The sequence below is a fragment of the Moorena sp. SIO3I6 genome, assembly GCF_010672095.1.
In genome coordinates, this window is record NZ_JAAHHU010000551.1 from 1 (window position 1) to 2,835 (window position 2,835).

2 protein-coding genes are annotated in these 2,835 nt (G+C 43.4%); both read left to right on the plus strand.

Annotated features, from left to right (window positions below; translation table 11 throughout):
* On the plus strand, window positions 1-935 hold a 935-nt coding region (locus F6K49_RS39370), incomplete at its 5' end, for a DUF3747 domain-containing protein (protein WP_293106016.1).
* Between the two features lie 894 nt (window positions 936-1,829).
* A partial coding sequence (locus F6K49_RS39375) for a hypothetical protein (RefSeq protein ID WP_293106019.1) occupies window positions 1,830-2,835 on the plus strand: 1,006 nt, incomplete at its 3' end.

Genomic DNA, 2,835 nt, shown 5'->3' on the forward strand with positions numbered 1-2,835 from the left:
TTGATAGCAATGGCTATTCCATGCGCATGGCTGGTGAAGATCTAGGACTCGATTACATCCTCAGCATTGTTGAGCGTAATGGTGAACTGTTGCTAGTGGGTAAGCACCGTCTTGATCGTAAAGCTCCTGAAGTCATCATCGGCAGAACTGGTGGTATTAGCCAGGGCTTTATGAAAATTTTTCTGCAGCCCGGTTGGGAATTTGCCAAGAGAATGTTCAATGGCAAAGAGCTAGGTCACGTCTACCTTGCTACTAATTCACCCCTAGGTAACACAGGAAGTAGTGATCCATCCGACCTTCCCCCACTTCCGCCACGGGAAACTTCTAAATTTCGGGATATTACTAATGATGTCTATGCCTCAGAAATTGAAAAAGCTGTAGCAATGGGATTTATTGCTGGATTTCAGGACAATACCTTCAGACCTCAAGGGTTTCTAACCAGAGAACAACTCGTGTCTATGGTCATTGAAGGCTTAGGTAAACTGCCAGGTGCTAATATTACTGTCCCCACTCAAGCATCAGGGCGGCCCTATCAGGATGTTGAGGCTGGGCGCTGGAGTGCTGCCAAAATTCAATGGGCGAGGGACAACAACATTGTTAGTGGCTATCCTGATGGCACCTTTCGACCAAATAAGTCCGTAACTCGCGCCGAATTGATGGCAGTACAAAAAAAAGCTGCTGAATTTGCCAAAAGCCTCCAAGGGCAGCCAGGGGTACTCGTTTCTAATGGGTCAGTCACACAATTTTCCGACACTGAAGGTCACTGGGCTGTCGCTCTGATTTCTGAAATGTCTGGCTACTGCCAAGTGGCATCTCCCCTAAACGAAAGGGGTAACGCTTTCTTCCCCAATTCTGAAGCACGCCGGAACTATGCCGCTGCTGCTACTCTGCGTATGCTCAACTGTGTGCAGCAGCCCATTACTAAGAATCAGTAGGACATTAGCCTTTAAGAAGGCAGCAAGAAACGCCTGTTGCTCACAAGATCAAGTAAACAACGTCAGGTATCAGCTAATGCGCTACGGGCATTAGCTGATAGGTGATAGCTGATAGCTTACATCAGCCCATTCTAGCGTTTTTCGCAGTTATGAGGTACATTTTCAGTGACGTTGATTCCCTGTCTTGATGTAGCAAATCGCTATTAAATTTTCCCTGTTACCAGATCCGCTATTCCCTAAAATATCTAAATTGTGTACCTCATAGCTATGATAATTTATAGATATCAATTCCGGTAGCCTGGGATTTAACACAAACTCAATTGAACACTGCCGTAAAGTCTATAGTGTTTTGCTACCTTCCTGAACTCTGCCTCTTGGGCGTTTTCCTTCTCTTGTCACCAACCTATAGAGATCTAAACGAGAGATCTAAACGTGAAGACTATTAAAGAATCCGGAAAAAAAACTGTAAAGATTTAATAAAGTAAGTAATTTTATAGTGACATTTACTCATAATTATGTCATCTATAGTAATGGTTATTTGTGCTTATCAATCACAAGTCATAGAATTACTATAAAAATCTAATTTTAGCTATTGTTCAATCATAAGCAATATAGTTAGTTAAGTGAAAGTGAACAAGATTTCGATTACAAAAAGTTTCAGCTCCAATCTAGGAATTTCTAGTTAGCAATCCGTGTCGTAAGTGTGATAATTTTTGTCCCCATATCTGCTGTTCACTACTCCCTAATCCCTACTCCCTAATCCCTACTCGCTTTGCTATAGACTATAAACTCCAATACTGATTTTCCATAACCCCAAAAACTACTCTGATCTCTTTTATACTGTTCCCTATTCCCTGTTCCCTATTCCCTAAAAAGTAGAGGATAATAGTAATTATGCCAAAATTTGAGGCAGAAGACACAACTAGGCTGAGTCTAGAGAACTACATAGTTTTTGAGAGTGACATTGCTTCCGGTGGCCAAGCTATCGAGATTTCCAAAACCAATACTACTGAACCAGGATTCATTCGTTTAACCTGGACAGAAGCTGACGGTCCTGCTGGTAACTATAATTTTAATATTGCCCATTTTGATGAAGCAGATGGCCGATCTACCCTGACACTTCGTGTCAACAATATCCCAATTAGTAGATATATTTTCAATAAAAACCCAGCAGAACAGGGGAATCCACCCATAGACATACCCAGCTCTAGTAATTATATCGGGTTGACTGGTTCTATATTTGATGGTTTATCCAATCCTAATCCCGTCTTTGAAAACGTAACACTGGCTCCAGGGGATCAGATTGAAATCTCTGCTGTGGCGGATAGTTTGGGGAATCAAACCGATGAACTAGCACGGATCGACGTTATTGAAATAACACCAGCACCGTTAGCTGATCCAGTTATTAATGTTCCTGAACTGACCATTATCCCTACTAATGGCACATTAGCCGAAACTGTGCCAAAAAGTGGTGGTATTACCATCAGCCGCACCGGAGACATTAGTCAAAGCCTAGAGGTAACTTACACGGTCAGTGGCACCGCTAGCCCCTCAGATTACAAGCCCATCCTAACTGGTACCGTTACTATTCCAGAAGGTCAGCAGTCAGTAGATCTCAAGCTTACCCCAATCGCCGATGGTCTAGTAGAAGGGGAAGAAACTGTCATTATTACCCTTGAGAATAGTCCCAACTATCAAGTAGGTCAGACTCCCAGTGCCACTTTCACCATTACCGACAATGACCAATCCACCATCACCGAGAGTGTGACTATTTTCTGTGGCAACCAGGAGACCGTAGCTACTGGTGCTTGGCTGATGGATGGTCTCGACTTAGCTCAAGCCGTGACAATTCCGTCTTCAACAGAACCAGCCGACAGTCCCTGGCAGATGCAGGGTGCAG